This window comes from uncultured Haliea sp. (genome assembly GCF_963973825.1).
Lineage (GTDB): Bacteria > Pseudomonadota > Gammaproteobacteria > Pseudomonadales > Halieaceae > Haliea.
This window is the reverse complement of sequence record NZ_CAXBAE010000002.1, coordinates 93,100-108,509: the sequence shown is the minus strand read 5'-3', so window position 1 is coordinate 108,509 and position 15,410 is coordinate 93,100. Positions and strand designations below refer to the sequence as shown.

At 62.6% G+C, this 15,410-nt stretch carries 14 protein-coding genes; 5 read left to right on the top strand and 9 right to left on the bottom strand.

Features of this window, described 5'->3' with window-relative positions; translation table 11 throughout:
- The first annotated feature begins 68 nt into the window (after positions 1-68).
- From AACZ17_RS02990 to tauD, 3 genes are read left to right on the top strand one after another with little or no spacing between them, the layout of a single operon-like run.
- Positions 69-770: a response regulator transcription factor gene (locus AACZ17_RS02990; RefSeq protein ID WP_339637710.1), complete on the top strand. Its 702-nt coding sequence runs from the start codon at positions 69-71 to the stop codon at positions 768-770.
- Positions 767-2,149 carry an ATP-binding protein gene (locus AACZ17_RS02985; protein ID WP_290738874.1) on the top strand — a complete coding sequence of 461 codons (1,383 nt, stop codon included), beginning with the start codon at positions 767-769 and terminating at the stop codon, positions 2,147-2,149. The genes AACZ17_RS02990 and AACZ17_RS02985 overlap by 4 nt, the downstream gene beginning before the upstream one ends.
- Positions 2,150-2,205: 56 nt before the next feature.
- Positions 2,206-3,030 carry a taurine dioxygenase gene (gene tauD / locus AACZ17_RS02980; protein WP_290738871.1) on the top strand — a complete coding sequence of 275 codons (825 nt, stop codon included), beginning with the start codon at positions 2,206-2,208 and terminating at the stop codon, positions 3,028-3,030.
- On the opposite strand, the gene AACZ17_RS02975 is transcribed toward tauD, so the two are convergent.
- Both AACZ17_RS02975 and AACZ17_RS02970 read right to left on the bottom strand, forming a co-directional pair.
- Complete coding sequence (locus AACZ17_RS02975) at positions 3,024-4,493, bottom strand: alanine/glycine:cation symporter family protein (RefSeq protein WP_290738868.1); 1,470 nt, start codon at positions 4,491-4,493, stop codon at positions 3,024-3,026. The two genes, tauD and AACZ17_RS02975, sit on opposite strands and share 7 nt — an antisense overlap.
- A gap of 12 nt (positions 4,494-4,505) precedes the next feature.
- Complete coding sequence (locus AACZ17_RS02970) at positions 4,506-5,258, bottom strand: SDR family oxidoreductase (protein ID WP_290738867.1); 753 nt, start codon at positions 5,256-5,258, stop codon at positions 4,506-4,508.
- Between the two features lie 217 nt (positions 5,259-5,475).
- Here AACZ17_RS02970 and AACZ17_RS02965 point away from each other — a divergent pair, with 217 nt between their 5' ends.
- Positions 5,476-6,234 (top strand): glucose 1-dehydrogenase, encoded by a 759-nt coding sequence (locus AACZ17_RS02965; protein WP_290738864.1) that lies wholly within the window; start codon positions 5,476-5,478, stop codon positions 6,232-6,234.
- A gap of 53 nt (positions 6,235-6,287) precedes the next feature.
- On the opposite strand, the gene AACZ17_RS02960 is transcribed toward AACZ17_RS02965, so the two are convergent.
- The 3 genes from AACZ17_RS02960 to AACZ17_RS02950 are packed head-to-tail and all read right to left on the bottom strand — an operon-like array spanning position 6,288 to position 8,765.
- Positions 6,288-7,352, bottom strand: coding sequence for an alkene reductase (locus AACZ17_RS02960; RefSeq protein WP_290738861.1), 1,065 nt, complete (start codon positions 7,350-7,352; stop codon positions 6,288-6,290).
- A gap of 8 nt (positions 7,353-7,360) precedes the next feature.
- Complete coding sequence (locus tag AACZ17_RS02955) at positions 7,361-7,987, bottom strand: nuclear transport factor 2 family protein (RefSeq protein ID WP_290738858.1); 627 nt, start codon at positions 7,985-7,987, stop codon at positions 7,361-7,363.
- Between the two features lie 4 nt (positions 7,988-7,991).
- Positions 7,992-8,765: an SDR family NAD(P)-dependent oxidoreductase gene (locus tag AACZ17_RS02950; RefSeq protein WP_290738855.1), complete on the bottom strand. Its 774-nt coding sequence runs from the start codon at positions 8,763-8,765 to the stop codon at positions 7,992-7,994.
- A 237-nt stretch (positions 8,766-9,002) separates the two neighbouring features.
- On the opposite strand from AACZ17_RS02950, the gene AACZ17_RS02945 reads away from it, so the two are divergent.
- Positions 9,003-10,007, top strand: coding sequence for a Rieske 2Fe-2S domain-containing protein (locus AACZ17_RS02945; protein ID WP_290738852.1), 1,005 nt, complete (start codon positions 9,003-9,005; stop codon positions 10,005-10,007).
- 5 nt (positions 10,008-10,012) lie between these two features.
- On the opposite strand, the gene AACZ17_RS02940 is transcribed toward AACZ17_RS02945, so the two are convergent.
- From AACZ17_RS02940 to AACZ17_RS02925, 4 genes are all read right to left on the bottom strand, one after another.
- Positions 10,013-11,737 carry an SLC13 family permease gene (locus AACZ17_RS02940; RefSeq protein WP_290738849.1) on the bottom strand — a complete coding sequence of 575 codons (1,725 nt, stop codon included), beginning with the start codon at positions 11,735-11,737 and terminating at the stop codon, positions 10,013-10,015.
- Between the two features lie 104 nt (positions 11,738-11,841).
- Positions 11,842-13,752 (bottom strand): DUF3604 domain-containing protein, encoded by a 1,911-nt coding sequence (locus tag AACZ17_RS02935; protein ID WP_290738846.1) that lies wholly within the window; start codon positions 13,750-13,752, stop codon positions 11,842-11,844.
- Between the two features lie 157 nt (positions 13,753-13,909).
- Positions 13,910-14,110, bottom strand: a complete 201-nt coding sequence (locus tag AACZ17_RS02930; protein ID WP_027949191.1) for a cold-shock protein — start codon at positions 14,108-14,110, stop codon at positions 13,910-13,912.
- A gap of 183 nt (positions 14,111-14,293) precedes the next feature.
- Positions 14,294-15,367 (bottom strand): AraC family transcriptional regulator, encoded by a 1,074-nt coding sequence (locus tag AACZ17_RS02925; RefSeq protein WP_290738836.1) that lies wholly within the window; start codon positions 15,365-15,367, stop codon positions 14,294-14,296.
- Positions 15,368-15,410 lie beyond the last annotated feature (43 nt).

Genomic DNA, 15,410 nt, shown 5'->3' with positions numbered 1-15,410 from the left:
GAACGTGGCTTTCCTCTACAGCGCCGGGCACACTGTAGACCTCAACCAAGGCGAGCATGACCCGAGCGATGCATCCACACCTGCTGCTGATCGATGACGACAGGGAGCTGTGCCAGCTGCTGAGCGAGTATCTCGGCTCCGACGGCTTTGACATCGACAGTTGCCACGACGGCGACAAGGCGCTGCAAAAGGCCTGCGAACGGCACTATGACGCCATTATCCTGGACGTCATGCTGCCGGGCGTGCAGGGCCTTGAGGTATTGCGGCGCCTGCGCGCGATTCCCGTCGACACCCCCGTGCTCATGCTCACTGCTCGCGGCGAAGACACGGATCGCATCGTCGGACTGGAACTCGGCGCTGACGATTATCTGGCCAAGCCCTGCAACCCCCGGGAACTGGCCGCGCGACTGAGAGCCATTCTGCGCCGCACCGGCGTGCCGCGCGCTTCGGGACACGACGACATTACGTCCGGCCTGCTCGCGATCAATGCCGCACAGCGCAAGGCCACCTGGGATGCTCGGGACCTGCAACTCACCAGTGCGGAATTCAACATCCTGCGCCTGTTGATGGCCCATGCAGGCAACGTGGTCAGCAAAGACCAATTGAGCCAGCAGGCCCTGGGCCGGCCGCTGTCCGCTTACGACCGCAGCGTGGACGTGCACGTGAGCAAGATTCGCAAGAAGATGCAGGCGCTCGGCGCAGAAAAGCTCATTACCAGCGTACGCGGGGCCGGTTACCAGCTGCTGGTGCACGGGGAGCGCAGGCCATGAGACTAGCCATGCCGCTGTTCCTGCGCATTTTCCTGGGCTTCTGGCTGGTGACCGTCGTTGTATTGGGCAGCGCCATTGTTGCCGGTAACTACCTTGACGCACTGGTGCCCGATAATGGCTCGCTGATCGAGGGCAAGCGCCCGATGCCGGGCCCGGAGGGGCCACCGCGGGTCTTTGTGCGCCTGCTGTATGAGCTGCAGAACGCACCCAGGGAGCAGCTGCCGCAGATCATCCAGGCGGCCCAAAGCAGACACAAGGTTGAGGTCTACCTGATCGATCCCGAGGGCGAAGACCTGCTGCAAAGAACCTTGCCCGCATCGGTCGCGAGCATCGCGTCAGAACTGGATCGGAATCGTCGCCGGGTATTCCAGCGCAGCGGTCGGCAACAGTATCTGGGCCACCTTCTCTACCGCGCCGATACCGGGCCGCTGCGATCGGTGCTGGTCCTTCCCGCGCCGCGGATACCGCTGGTGACGCTCCTGGGAAGCAATGCCTGGTTGCGTGCTGCCCTCGCACTTCTGGTGTCCGGACTGTTGTGCTACGCGGTCTCCCGCCTGCTTACCCGGCGGCTGGCGGCGCTGCGGCAGGCAGCGCGCAGACTGGCGGAGGGTGACCTGGGAACGCGTATCGACGTGCGCACGTCCGGCCGCGACGAAACCGACGATCTGGCCCGCGACTTCAATCACATGGCCGAGCTGCTGCAGGAGCGCATCAACGCGCAGAAAACCCTGCTCGCCAACGTGTCGCACGAGTTGCGCTCTCCGCTTGCGCGTATGCAGGTTGCGCTGGCGCTGGCGGAGCAACAACCCGAGGGCGCAGCCGCCCAGCTGGCGCGGATCGCGCGCGAGGCGCAGCGCCTGGAAAGCCTGGTCGGCGAGTTACTGGACAGCCAGGCGGCACCTTCCGACCTGGAGCAGCACATCGATCTCGTGGTGCTGCTGGAAGAGCTGTGTAACGATGCCCGTTTCGAGGCGGGCGAGCAACACCGTGTTGTCTTCCACAGTGATGTGGCGGAAGCACTGGTCAAAGGCAACGGCAGCCAGCTGCGCAAAGCCTTTGACAATGTCCTGCGCAACGCCTGCCACTACAGCCCACCACAGAGTACGATCACCGTCAGCCTGCAGCAGAACGGCGCCGCTCACACGATCACGGTTGCTGACCAGGGCCCGGGCGTGCCGGAATCCGACCTGACCCGTATCTTCGAGCCCTTCTACAGGGTCGACACCGCGCGCGACAGGCAGACAGGTGGCCATGGCCTGGGGCTGTCCATCGCGAAGCAGGCACTGCTGCGACACGGCGCAGGGATCAGCGCGCGAAATACCCACCCCGGGCTGGCGGTGGAAATCACCCTGCCCGCCTGCGCGGCAGACGCTGCTTAAACCCCACGGCAGTGCTAGAATCGCTGCCGGATCATCAGGGCCGGAGGCCGCTCAGCATGTTCGACGTCACACCAATGGCGGGTGCCCTCGGCGCCGAAATCACCGGAATTGACCTGGCGCAGGACCTTCAGCCGGAGCAGGTGGGGGCATTGCGCACGCTGCTCAACGACCACGAGGTGATCTTCTTTCGCGACCAGGATATCAGCCCTGCCAGACAACACGCACTGGCCTCCTGCTTCGGCCCCCTGCAAACACATCCAGCCTACGCCACCATCGAGGGCTTTCCGGAAATTACCATCCTGGAGAGCACGGCCGAAAAGCCGACCAAAATCGAGGCCTGGCACTCAGACATGACGTTCCGGCAACATCCTCCGATGGCGACAGTCCTGAAATCGGTGATTATTCCGCCGCGGGGCGGTGATACGCTGTGGGCGAGTATGACCGCTGCCTACAATGCCCTGTCCGCGCCGATGCAGCGCCTGCTCGAGGGGCTGGTCGCTGTGCACGACTTCAGCTGGGGATTCAAGGAAAGCCTCGCCGAACCCGGAGGCCGCGAACGCCTCGCAGAGGCGGTGGCGGCCAACCCGCCCGTTCGTCACCCGGTCATCCGCACGCATCCGGAAACCGGCAAGAAGGTGATTTTTGTCAACAGCCTGTTCACCACACACATTGAGGGGCTGAAACCGAACGAGAGCCGTGCACTGCTGGATTTCCTGTTCCGCCATGTCGTCACGGACGAATTCACCTGCCGCTTTCACTGGCGCCCGCACAGCATCGCCATCTGGGACAACCGCAGCACGCAACACAAACCCGTCAACGATTACTTCCCGGCACACCGGCGCATGGAACGCATCACCGTGGACGGCGACCTGCCCTACTGAAGCGGCGGGTACTGCTCGGTGGTGCGCACCGCTCCCGAGCGCACGCGCCGCATGTAGTCCGCCACATCGCGTTTGACTTCCGGCGCATACAGGTAGAGGCCGATGATGTTCGGCACCGCGATCAGGAAGATCATGGCATCGGCAAAATCGAGTACCGCGGACAGCTCGATCATGCACCCAAGCACCACAAAACCGCAGAATACGGTCTTGAAAGCGGTCTGCATCAGTTGCGATTCACCCACCAGGTAGGTCCAGGCCTTGAGGCCGTAGTAAGCCCAGGCGATGGTGGTGGAGAAGGCGAACAACAGTGCCGCAAAGGCGAGTGGGTACGGCGCCCAGCTGATGTGGTGGGCGAAGGCGGCCGATGTCAGGGCAATGCCCTCAAAGCCCTGCTCGACGAGCCCGTTGGGGTAGGCCACCGTAACGATCACCAGGGAACTGAGCGTACAGATCACCACCGTGTCGAGGAAGGGCTCCAGCAACCCCACCAGCCCCTCGGAGGCGGGCTCGTTGGTTTGCACGGCGGAGTGGGCGATGGAGGCCGAACCGATACCCGCCTCATTCGAGAACAGGGCGCGCTGAAAGCCGACAACGATGGCGCCGACCATACCGCCGGTCACACTGTTCATGGAAAACGCGCTGCTGACGATCAGCTGCACGGCAGCGGGAATCTGTGCCGCGCTGAAGCCGATAATCACCAGCGCCGACACCACGTAGAGTACAGCCATGAGCGGCACGATTCTCGACGCGACCAGCGCAATGCTGCGTATACCGCCGATAATGACCAGTGCCACAGCCGTGGCAATCAGGAGGCCGAACAACCAGCCGCGGGCGGCAAAAAAACTGTCCTCGCCGCCGCTGATTACCAGAAACTGGACGTAGGCCTGGTTGGACTGGAACATGTTGCCGATGCCGAAACAGCCGATCACCAGCGCGATGGCATAGAACCCGCCCATCACACGCCCCCAACCCGGTGCGCCACGGTCAGAGAAATAGCGCTCGAGATAGAACATCGGGCCACCAGACACCGAACCATCGGGGTTGTTGCGCCGGTATTTCACCCCCAACGTGCACTCCACCAGCTTGGTCGACATGGATAAAAACCCCGCGACCATCAACCACAGGGCCGCGCCGGGACCACCGATGGTGATCGCTACCGCAACCCCGCCGATATTGCCGATGCCCACGGTCCCCGACACGGCGGTTGCCACGGCCTGGAAATGGGATATCTCGCCACGCGCTCGCGGGTTGTGAAAGCGGCCACGAACATGTCGCAGCCCCAGGGAAAAGCCGCGCACATTCACGAAGCCGAGGTACAGTGTGAAGAACACAGCGGCCGTCGCCAGCCACAGCACGATGAGGGGAAAATCCTGCCCGAAGAGTTCCAGTGGATAGAACACCAGGCGCGACAGGGTATCCGCTACCGGGCGTACAACCGCTTCAACCTGCTGGTCCAGGCTCACCCGGAAGCCTGCTCAGCCGAGGAAGGCCTGGCCGCCATCCAGTGCAATACTCTGGCCATTGACGTAGTTCGCACCATCGCTGCACAGCAAGGCAACAAAACGGCCGATGTCCTGTTCGCAGTCTCCGACACGTCGCTGGGGAATCTGTGACAGGAACGCATGGGCCTCCTCCGGGTTATTCTCTATCCACCATTGCATTCCCGGCGACATCGCATGCGGGAGGATGGCATTGCAGCGTATGTTGTCTGGCCCCCATTCACAAGCCGCAGCGCGCGTCAGCGCGCGAATGCCTTCCTTGGCAGCCGCATACGCGCCGTAACCCGCCATATCCCAGCGCTTGGCGGCAGAGCTACCCAGATTGACGATAACACCGTCGCCCTTCAGGTAGGGGTAACACAGCTTCATCAAGCGGAAGGTGGCCATCGGACCGGACTCCCAGCCCGCCATCAGGGCCTCGTCGGTGAGATCGTGCAAGCGCCCCAGCGGCACCTCCTGCGCGTTATTCACCAGGATATTCACGCCACCCCAGGTCTCGACCACCGTGTCCACACAGGCCTTCATCGAGTCCGGGGACTTGACCTCGCAGACCAGGGGCAGTGCCTCGCCGCCACGCGCACGAACGGTCTCTGCCGTGGTCTCCAGCTTGGACAGTGTCCGACCGGTAACGGCAACGCGCGCGCCCTGCGCGGCGAGTGCCAGGGCGATACCCTGCCCCACGCCCTGCCCTGCCCCCGTGACGAGGGCGACTTTTCCTTGCAAGCTCATCGCTAATCTCCACTGTTTATGATGAAGCCAGCATACCGGCGAAGGGCAGCGAGTGACAGAGTGCCGCGGGCCGTGCAAGCCAGTGAGACAGCCTTTGCCCGGGCCGTACTGCCATTTTGTACCTTCCACAGGATGTTTGCCGCAGGTGGTCAGAGGCGGGCACGCACCGGGGTATCATGGGGTCTCTGTAGTGAACCCAACAGAGGAGAATCCGGCCATGGGCATACTGGAAGGGAAGATTGGTATTGTGACGGGGGCGGGCCAGGGTATCGGGCGGGCCATTGCCCAGTGCTTTGCCCGCGAAGGAGCCAAGGTCCTGGTCGCGGACTTCAACGCAGAATCCGGCAACCAGACCGTACAGCTCATTGTCGATGCGGGCGGCGAAGCTCGCTTCGTACAGGGCGATGTCAGTGACGAAGCGTCAGTAAAATCCCTGGTAGCAACCGCGGTAGACAGTTGGGGCAGACTGGACATCGCCTGCAACAGCGCCGCGTTAAGCAGGGGATCCGGTCCGATTCACGAATTCACCCGCGAGGTATTCGACCAGACACTCGAGATGTGCCTGACCAATACCTGGCTGTGCATGAAATACGAGATCCCCGCCATGCTCGCCAACGGTGGCGGCGCCATCGTCAACATTTCCTCCAATGCATCCCTGAAGGGACAGGCTTTCAATACCGCCTATGCGGCAGCCAAGAGCGGCGTGAACATACTCACCAAGAGCTCCGCAGCCGAATACGGCGGCCAGGGCATCCGTATCAATGCGGTGTCACCGGGCGTTATTCGCACACCCGGTGTGGAAAAGTACTTCGAGGAACAGCCGAAAACGGCGGAGATATTGAAGAAGAGCGCGGTGCTTAACCGCCTGGGTGAGCCCGAGGAAATCGCCGAGGCGGTGGCCTTCCTGTGCAGCGATCGCGCTTCCTTCATCACCGGGCAGCTGCTGTCTGTGGACGGTGGTGGCTCGGTAAAATAACCGCACATCTGCACTGTGGTCGTTGACGGCGCCGCTGCGCCGTCAACGCTGTGTTACCTGTGGTCTGCCGCAGGGTACGTGGTATATCCCTCTGGGCCAGGTGTGTACAGTGTGTCGATATCGAACTTGGCTAGCGGCAGCCCCTGCTCCCAGCGCGTCACCAGATCGGGGTTGCCGATATAGGGCCGACCGAAAGACACCGCGGCGAGCTCGCCGGCAGCCACCGCCTCGTCTGCCTCCTGCAAGGAATAACTCTCGTTGCCGATCAGGCAACCGGCAAAGTGCTTTGCCGCCAGTGCCAGGTTGTCGACCGGACCCGTGGGCATGCGGATCACATGCAGATAGGCCAGGCCCAGTGTCGATGCCTGAGCCAGCAGGTAGTCGAAGGTCTCCTGCGGGTCAGCGTCAGACAGATCATTAAAGGGATTGCCGGGGCAGATGCGCATGCCCACCCGATCAGCACCCGCCACCTGCGCCATGGCCTGCAGCGCCTCGAGGGCGAAGCGCGCCCGATTCTCGACACTGCCGCCGTAGGCATCCGTGCGCTGGTTGCTGCCGGTGGACAGGAACTGAGCCGGCAGATAACCACTCGTGCAGTGCAGCTCAACGCCGTCGAAGCCCGCGAGCAACGCCTTGCGGGTCGCCTCGCGGTACTCTTCGATGACGGCGGGAATTTCCTCAAGCGCCAGCGCGCGAGGTTCATCCATAGCCTGCATGCCGGCCGCATCGGTGTACATCTGGGCTTTCGCCGCGACCGCCGATGGTGCTACGGTTTCGCTGCCCTCCGGTTTGTTGTAGTGGCTGGCCACGCGACCGACATGCATGATCTGCGCAACGATGCAGCCTCCCTCCGCATGCACCGCATCGGTCACTTCGCGCCATCCCGTCACCTGTGCATCGGTGAAAATACCGGGTGTACGGCAATAGCCCAGCCCGTTGGCGCTGGGTGCAATACCCTCGGTGACAATCAGGCCGGCGCTCGCGCGCTGGCGATAGTATTCAGCCATAAGTGCATTGGGCATGGCCGCCGCATCAGAACGGCTGCGTGTCATGGGGGCCATGACAATTCGATTGCGCAGGTGCAGCGCGCCCAGGTCAAGTGGGGTCAGCAGGTTCACAGTCACTCCTAGCGTACGCGAATGCGCGGCTCTGAAGCCCCGCGACGCATTGTGGTCAGAAACTCGTCCAGCGGCGCAGGCAGCGCCACTTCAGGTTCGTCGGTGGTGGGTGGATTGGCCCAGAATTCCGCCCAGGAAGGCCACAGGTCGTGGTACGCCCCGTGATAGGGCTCGCGACCCGGCCAGCGCATTTTCATATCCCCAATGGGTGGCTTGTTCAGGTCGGTCGCGTACCAGTAGCAGGGCAAACGGCGCCGGAACAGCCAGCGCCCGTCAATACGCTCGTAGTTATCCCAGTAGAGCATCTGCATGATCACCCATTCCGGCCCGGTTTCATGCTCGTTTTTGGAATAGACCACGCCGCGCGCGTGATCAGGGTCCTCAAACTCGATGATGTGATTGCCGGTCTGGTGCGAGGTGCCGGTGAACTGCAGGCGCAGGGTATCGTCCAGCCAACGCTTCAGGTGCGCGCGCCCCACTTTGTCACGGCTCACCCGGATGTCCGGTGCGAACAGATTCACGTGCGCGTCTAGGTCACGCATATCCAGTGACAGCGCGTACTGCGCCACCAGTTGCCGAATGGCGTCAAGTGACTCCAGCCGGTCGATACGCTGCAGCAGGTTGTCATCGCTCATTCGCTTACTCCCAGCTCGCCGTGCCGGCGTTCAACTCGGCAACCCGCCCTCCGTCAACCACCAGTTCCGTACCGGTGATATAGGACGCTTCGTCGCTGGCGAGAAACAGAATGGCATTGGCGCACTCGCGCGGGTCACCGATACGCCCGATGGGAATCGACCGTGCGGTGGCCTCGCGCGAAGCGTCATCGGGCAGCACCGCTTCCGTCGGTGGTGTCATGAAGGCGCCCGGTACGACAGTATTCACGCGAATACCTTTCTTGCCCCACTCCATGGCGGCGTTGCGTGACAGGCCGAGCATGGCCGCTTTCGCGGCGCTGTAGCCTGCGGTTGCCGGTGATCCGCGCAAGCCACATACGGAAGAGACATTGACCACCGCACCGCGATTCGCCTTGAGCTGAGGGTAGGCCTCACGCATCAGGAACATGGCGCCGTCGAGCGAAACGATGAAATTCTGCCGCCAGGCTTTGGTGTCGTGACTGGCAAGCATGCCGGGAACCATCAACACCGCATTATTGACCACGATATCCAGACGGCCCCAGGTCTCTACCGTTTTCGCCACAAGCGCCTTCACCGCGGCCTCGTCAGCGACGTCCGTGGGGCACACCAGGGCGCGCCCCCCGGCAGACTCGATGGTCGAGGCCACCGCAGCGAGCTTGGCCTCGTTGCGCGCTGCCAGCACCACTGCGGCGCCCTCTTCGGCAAAACGCAGCGCGGTGGCGGCTCCGATCCCCTGCCCCGATCCGGTGATGATGGCAACTTTGCCCTGCAGTCTCATAGTGCTTCCCCAAGTGTCAGATGAGCGAGCGCCAGCTTAGGCAGCGCGAGGCCTGCCGGTCAACCAGAGGCGCCCGGTGAACACGCGGCGCAGACCGCCTGAATCGCGAATAGCGAGCCGGGTATAATTATTTACCCCGGTAACGTTTCGTCGGGAATTTGCAAGTCATACCAATCCGATCCTGCCTGCCGTAGAGTGGCTGCACCCTGCCAACAGACGCTCCCGAGGAGACTATCCATGAGCCAACGTATCCCTATGCCGATGCCCCTGGGCTGGTTCCAGGTCGCCTACTCACACGAGTTGGCCATCGCCACCTCCATGCCGCTGCGCTATTTCGACACCGATCTCGTACTGTTCCGCACGGAAACCGGCGAGGCGAAAGTGCTGGACGCATACTGCCCGCACATGGGCGCCCACCTGGGCTATGGCATTCGCGGCCAGGCTGGGGGAGGGTCAGAGGTGCGTGGTGACTCCATCATCTGTCCTTTCCACGGCTGGGCCTACAACGGCGAGGGACAGTGTACCGATGTTCCCTATGCCAACAACCTGCCGCCAAAAATTGCCCGCGGGGAGCAGGTTATCCGCCCCTGGCCTGTGCGCGAAATAAACCAGGTAATCTATGTCTGGTATCACCCGGAGGGTGAAGCCCCCTCCTTCGAACCGGAACGGGTTGAAGAAGCGTCGGCTGGCAACGAGGACTGGGGCAGCTTCAAGATACACACCTGGGATATCGCTACGCATATGCAGGAGATCGGTGAGAACGCAGTGGATTCTGCGCATTTCCTGTACGTGCACGGCACCCAGAACATCCCCACACCTGAATTCATGACCTTCGATGGTGTGCGACGTGCCGGCAAGCTGGTGAGCAAAATGGCCACACCGCGCGGCGAGATCACGGGCATTATCGAGAACAGCAACAACGGCCCCGGCCAGGCTACCGTGCGTTTCAGCGGTATCTGCGACACTGTTCTGATGGCGAACCTGACACCGGTGGACCAGGAGAACAGTCGCGCGTTCTACGCCTTCATCCAGAAAAAGGTGGACGGCAAGGAGCAGACCGGAGGCGTAGCGGACGCCATCGTCAAGGATATCTGCAAGCAGATGGAAGAGGACAGGATCATCTGGCGGCAGAAGCAGTACTTCGAGAAGCCCATGCTGTGTGACAACGACGGCCCGTTCGCCAAGTTCCGCAAGTGGTACTCGCAGTTCTACACCACCGACAGCTGGCGAACCGGCGCCTGATAGCGCTAGAAAGGGAATACCCTGGGCAGCAGCCAGATCACGGTAGCCGAGTAGGCCAGTGACACCGGCAATCCGCTGCGGCAGTAGTCGCGCAGGGTATAACCGCCGAGGTTCTGCACCATCAGGTTCGTGGTGTAACCGTACGGGGTCAGGAAGCTGGCACTGGCCCCGTACGCCACCGCCATCACAAACGGCATCGGGCTGACCCCGAGGCTCTCCGCAATACCAAAAGCGATGGGGAAACTCAGCGCAGCGGCCGCGTTGTTTGTCATCACCTCGGTGAGCAACAAGGCACCGGCATACATGCAGGCCATCGCCAGCCAGGGGCCGAGAGCAATCAGCTCGGTCTGCAGGCTGCCCGCGAGCAGCGTCACCAGACCCGAGTTGGTGAGCGCCTGGGACAGGGTAAGCGCCGAGGTGATAATCAGCCAGATCTCGAAGGGGAACCGCCGGCGCAGCTCCGAGCCCCGCACCAGGCGCATGCCCAGCATGCACACCAGCAGCAGCGTCAGACCCTTGATCAGCGGCAGGACCTCCAGTGCAGACAGCAGCACCACAGCCGCCAGCAGCAGGGTCACGAACAGGTTCTGGAACGGTGTGATCTTGGAGCCGCCGACCGCTTCGTCCACCACGACAAAATTCTTGTCGAGGTTTTTGCGCTCGTTGAAATCCGGGCCGGTGGCGAGCATCAGAATATCCCCCGCGGCGATGCTGATGTTCCCGAGTTTTCCCGACAGCCGTTTGCCACCGCGGCGCATGCCGACCACGGCGGCGTCGAACAAGGAGCGGAACCCCGACTCCTTGATGGTCTTCCCCTCAATGGCGGCATTGGGCATGACGATCACTTCCACCATGTTCTCCCGCAGCAGCCCCTCCTCCACCGCAAACAGGTGCAGCCCATCGAAGCGATCGAGAACGTTGAGCTGGGTGATATCACCCGAGAAAATCAGCTTGTCCCCCGCCTCAATAAACTCGGTAGGTGCCACCGGGGAAATCAGGTGTTCCGCCCGCACGATCTCCACCAGGAACAGCGCGTCGAGCTCACGCAGGCCATTCTCGGCAATGGTTCTGCCAATCAGGCTGGACTGGGTCGCCACTTCGGCTTCAATCACGTACTCCGCCACCTGTACCGGATGGCTGCTGCTGCGAGGCAGCAAGCGGGCAGAGAAGACCAGGGCAAGGAGGCCGGCCAGGACCGCGGCGGCGCCGACCGGCAGGAAATCGAAAAACGCCAGCCCCGAGCCGGTGGCGTCCTCCAGGAAGCTGCTCACGATCAAATTGGTTGAGGTACCAATCAGCGTCATGGTACCGCCCAGAATGGCCGCATAGGACAACGGTATCAGTAGCCGCGACGCGGGGTGATGACGATTGGCGCGCACTGTGGTGGTGAGCGTCGCCACTACCGCCGTGTTGTTGACGAACGCGGAGAACAGGGCCGTGACGCCGCCCAGGCGCAGCAGGCTCAGCGTGTAACTCGGTGAAATCAGACGCCCCGAGAGGTGATTCAGCCAGGACAGCTTTTCCAGACCGATGGACACCAGCAACAGGAGAATCAGGGTCACCAGGCCGGTGTTGGTCGCTTTCTCCAGCATTTGGGAGGTTTCGACGAGGCCGAGAAAATACGCGGCCAGCATCGCGCCGACAAAAATCTTGGAAGCCGCCCAGTTGGAGAAGATCAAGCCGGCCAGCAGCCCGAAAAACAGCAGTGAGATAAGAATCTGGTCAATCATTCAGGCGTATCCAAACACCGCGGCCTCTCCGGCGCACAAGCATACGTGCTCGGCGGGCCGGGGAACAGGCCCGACGCTATTCAACCCGCGCAGCAACTGCGCGCTCACAGTGTGGCGGGCTGATACCAGACGGGCGAGCTCCAGGCGCGTTCCTGCACCACCGGCCGGTGTTCCGCAGCGCAGCACCCTTCAAAGCCTTCCCCAACAGTCTCGGGGCGACTGCAATCGACGCCCCCGGCAACGCACAGGCGCTGACTCCAGCGACAGCTGGGGTTCTCGATCACCCGGCTGTAATAGAAGGCCCGCTGGGCTGGATCGAAATCCGGGTCGCGCCAAACCGTACACAAGCTCGCATGGCCGGTACCCGCGGTGGCACAGCTGCGGGTGTCAACGCTGCCCTGGGGCTCGGGGTCACCCGCGACATCATAGACCTGCTCGTGGCGCTCACCCGTGGCGTCCAGCCAACCTTTTACCACCTGGATCTTCTGCAGGGGCAATCCCGGCTGCGCGGCCACACCCGCATCCTGCTGGGCGGCCAGCAACAGCGTCAGACTGGCGCCGACCGGTGCGGGCCCAAGCTCGGAACCCATCGGCACCCCCTGTGCATATCCCTGGGTCGCCATATCGGGCGCGGCGCAGAGCTCCGGCTGCAGATCGAAGCCCGCAAACAGGCGGCTGACAATACGTGGACCGCTGGTGCCGTAGGCCTCTCGACGCTGCATGGCGTCAAACAGGGCGTCCCGCGTGTTCTGTTCTGCCCAGATCACTGCCAGACCACCCGGATTGTATTCCAGTTTATCGGGCAGTCCGGGAGGAACCGCTTTGAGGGCAGGCACGCCATCTCCTCCGTGCCCCAGAAAGCGCGATTCGGAGACCGCCCCCGGGGCACCAAGGTGGGTATCCGTACTCGCAATCACACCGAACCGGAAGGGATTGACCCCAAGCTGTTCCTGCTGCGACAGGCCCTGCTGCCAGGTATCGCGCAGAAACCCGGTATCAGGCTTGGGTGGAGTATTGAAGCGCGCGATATTGTCGCGGGGCAGTTGCTCGAACGCACATAACTCGTCACGGGTGACGCCCGGGGCATAAAAACACTCGGAAGCGCCCTTGTGCTGCATGATTTCAACCAGCGGTTCCATCCGTTGACGCTGCGCCGCGTAATCAGCGTCCAACGGACTGCCGTCCGGGCGCTGCAAGGCGAACATCTGGCCGGCGCTGAGATTGGAGTTATGCGGAATCACCAGCGCTTCACAGCCGCTCCCGCTGTCGTTGCACCCGGTTTCCAGCGCGTCCCAGAGCAGGGTTTCCCCGGGCGTATCGATGTAGCTCACTGGCAGCTCGGGCACCTCACCACTGCGAAAGACGACATTACGATGCAGATTGCCGCCGGTCGGCGGTGCCACACCGGTCCACTCGTAACCGATGAATGTGGTAAACGCGCAGGCGCTGCTGCGATCGTTGTACGCCTCTGCCGCGTCACGCATCTCCTGCCACGGCGCCAGCGCTGCGTCGCGACACAGCGCACCATCCTCGCCACAGAGACCCAGGTGGGAGGCGCGCATGGCGGCCATGTAATTGAACAGATAGAACGCGCCGCGCGGCCAAGCCCGGTAGAAACGGCACTGCCAGCTGTTATGGCCGCTAACATCCGGGTTGTTACACATCTCCACTTCGCCAATCAGCTCCGCGTGGTCAGATACCATGGCAAAGTCCAGCGGCCGCGCCAGTTGCAGGGAACGCTGTGCGGTGCCGTCAGCATTCCAGGGTTGTACGCCGATGCGCTCGCCGCGTGCGAACTGGTAGGCTTCGGCGGGCGTGGTCTGCGTCCCCTGTGTGCTCGCATCCAGCGAGTAGCGGGTATGCACATGCAGGTCGCCGAAAAATGGCCGCTTCTCGGGCGTGAAATGGTCGCAGCGTTCGTCGGGCTGCAGAGCGAGCAGCTGTGGACTGAGCCCAAGCAGGCCGACCACGGCCAACCCCTTTATAACACGACGCGCGATATGGATGTGCAGCACACGGTAGCCCCTTTGCGTTAACCGGGCCTCACGATAGAGCCTGAACAGCGGGCGGGCAAACGTCCTGTGCGCAGAATTTGAACCGTCGCTGCCGTTTTCAGCGACAAAAAAACCCGCGACGTTGCCGGCGCGGGTTTTCTGCAGAACCGTGTCGGTGTTAGACGACGACGATGTTTTCTGCCTGCGGGCCTTTCTGGCCCTGAGTGATGTTGAACTCGACTTTCTGACCTTCGATCAGCGTCTTGAAGCCAGAGCCGGAGATTGCGCTGAAGTGCGCGAATACGTCCGGGCCGGACTCCTGCTCGATGAAGCCAAAGCCTTTAGTTTCGTTAAACCATTTTACGGTGCCAGTAGCCATGATGCGTTCCTGTATTTCAGGTAGAGATTAACCCTCGTGAGGGCGGTAAGGCTTGAGGTAGTGCAATTACTTATGAAAACAGGGACGAGGTACTAACTGCGGACTTCGAAATGGTATACATAAATAGGTGTAAAACGTTCAAGCAGAACCGAGTATACAGCAGTTGTTAACGCGGTCAACGGTTTATTCCCGGGGGTGGGGAGGGTCAGCCGTATCGCTCCCCCGGTGTCGGGCGCGCCAGGCGCCCGGCGTCTCCCCCTCCCAGCGCAGAAAGGCGCGGCGGAACGTCGCTGCATCGGCGAAACCCAGCTGCTGCGCGATATCGACGACGGGGCGGTCGGACTCCCGCAGCGCATCACAGGCCGTAGCGCGTACGGCCTCGGCCCGCAGCTGGCGATAGCCGGTTCCCGCAGCCCGCAGTCGCTGCCGGAACGTCGACAGGCTCAACCCCAGGTCTTCCGCCAGCCGCGCCTGACCGGGCAGTGGCACACCCTGCCGCAAGGCCGCCGCAAGCAATGCACTGACCTGCTCAGCCAAACCGCGCCCGCGCGGACCGAATACCTCGCAGGGAAAACAGGCAAAGAATGCGGGAAACTCGGCGGGGGTGCGAACCACGGGCATGGCCAGCGCAGCGCGTGGGAAATCCAGCGCGTAGCCCTCACCGCCCGCGAGCACCGGCGCCTTGAACAGGCGCAGAAACGGCAGCACGTCTTCCCGCCGCAGCGGGCCAATTCTCACCCTTTGCAGCGGCAGGGTGCGCCCCGCCAGCCACTGCAGGAGCTGGAAATAGGCAAACAAGCCAGTGATATCCACCAGGCTGCTGGCACTGCTGACCTGCGGGCGCAGTGAATCCAGCCGAAATGTGGCGTGTTCCGGGTGCAGTTCCAGGCCAATGCGGCCGGCCCGCGGATGCAGCAGCGCCGCAAATTCTGCGCAGAGCTGGATCGCCTCCTCAAGGTTGCTGGCGGACAAGGCCAGGCGACACTGCAACTCAACTTCCCTGCGCGACATCGGGCCGTGGCTCTGCGCTTCGCCCAGACGCTGCTCGAGGCGTTGCACGGTCGCCAGATACCAGGCAGTGAACTGAACAAGGTTGGTTGGCGGCGGATGCCGTTCACGGGTATCGCCGCCGCGGCGCAACTCGGCGGCCAGCAATGCCACCAGCGGCGCGAAAATATCACTGGCCCGTCCACTGTTGCCCGTCGGGGCAGTGGACATCGGAGCAGCCGGGCTGGCGGTACGGGTCGGTCTGTTCATGTCATTTTCCAACAGCGGATAGCGCCACTGAACATTAATGCAT